This is a genomic window from Streptomyces sp. HSW2009, assembly GCF_040240285.1.
Classification (GTDB): domain Bacteria; phylum Actinomycetota; class Actinomycetes; order Streptomycetales; family Streptomycetaceae; genus Streptomyces.
Window position 1 is genome coordinate 1 of sequence record NZ_JBEHZD010000999.1, and the last position, 1,369, is coordinate 1,369.

At 78.3% G+C, this 1,369-nt stretch carries 2 pseudogenes; both read right to left on the reverse strand.

Features of this window, described 5'->3' with window-relative positions:
• Positions 1–485 (reverse strand): annotated as a pseudogene (locus AAHZ94_RS34150) (hypothetical protein); the annotation flags it as partial.
• Between the two features lie 211 nt (positions 486–696).
• Positions 697–1,369, reverse strand: a pseudogene (locus tag AAHZ94_RS34155) (precorrin-6y C5,15-methyltransferase (decarboxylating) subunit CbiE); the annotation flags it as partial.

Consider the following 1,369-nt stretch of genomic DNA (forward strand, 5'->3'; position numbering starts at 1 on the left):
GGGGGGGGGGGGGGGGGGGGGGGGGGGGGGGGGGGGGGGGGGGGGGCGGCGGGCGGGGGGGGGGCCCGCCCCCCCCCGGGGGGGGGCGGGCCCCCGGGGCCCGCCGCCCCCCCCCCCCCCGCCGGCCCCCCGCCCGGGGGGGCGGGGGGGGGGGCCCCCGCGCCGGGCTGCGGGCCGGCGCCGGGCTGCTGGGCCTGGTGGTAGCGCGGCTGTTGCTCCATCCATGCCCCTTGCGCACCGGGCATCAGGAGCAGATCATCGTCTTCACCGTGCTCGCCCTGGTCCATGTGGTCGGCGTGGTCCTCGTGTTCGTCTGCGTCGGCATCGGTGTCGAAGGAGTAGGCCAGTTGTCGGCCGCGGCCCGCGGATGGGCCGCCGGGGGTGGCGCCGGCGTGGCGGTGAGCGTTGGCGGAGCGCGGCCCGGTGGGCCGGCCGCCCGCGTTCCCCGGCAATCCCTCGCCCGGGACGTCGCCGGTGTCGGTCATGCGTACCCCTCGCCCATCGCTCCGTGGTCCTTCCAACCGCTCTCCAGCAAGAACGAGCGTCCGCGCTGTGCGGCACGTGGCGCGTCCCCCCGCCCTGGTCGTACCGCGGTCCCGGCCGGGGTCGTGCGCCCAGGTCATGGACGCGCGGACGCCGCGTGCCGAGCGGCCGTACAACAGTCCGCCAGCCTACCCCGGTCGCACCGGCCGCAGGTCACGGGTGGGGACGGTGTCCGCAGAGCAGGAAGGCGACCGAACGGTCACGCTCCGACCAGGCGCGGGCGTCCATTTCCACCGCCTGGAGCATCACGCACTCGACGCCGTAACCCCCGTCGGTCAGCGCCCGGCTGATGGCTTCTGCCTGGTCACGCGTGGCCGCGTGGGTGACGATGCGTTCGGGGCGGCGGGCGGCGCACGCGGTGACGACGGCGACGCCACCGCCCCCGATCCGGATCGCGTCCGGCTCCGGCAGGTCTTCGAGCACCTGCGGCGCCGTACCGTGCACGACCTGGAGTTGCACCTGAAAACGGCGCCCGACTGCGGTGATCCGGCCACAGGCGTCCGCATCCTGGTCGACGGCGATGACCGCCGCGCCGAATCTGGCGGCCTCCACCGCCGTACCGCCGCTGCCAGCGCCGATGTCCCAGATCAGGTCGCCGACGCGGGGCCCGAGCCGGGCGAGTTGGGCGGCGCGCAGCCAGCGTGCCTCGCCCTCGCCGCGGTCGGCGGTGGCGCCGTAGGTGGAACCGGGCAGTGCCCAGCCGCGAATGGTCGGCGGATAGCCGGGCTCGCGGCCGGCGATCCAACTGCCGGTCTGGGCGCCGCTCGGGGGGGGGGCCGGGGGCCCCGGCCCCGCCGGGGGGGGGGCGGGGGGGGGGGGGGGGGGG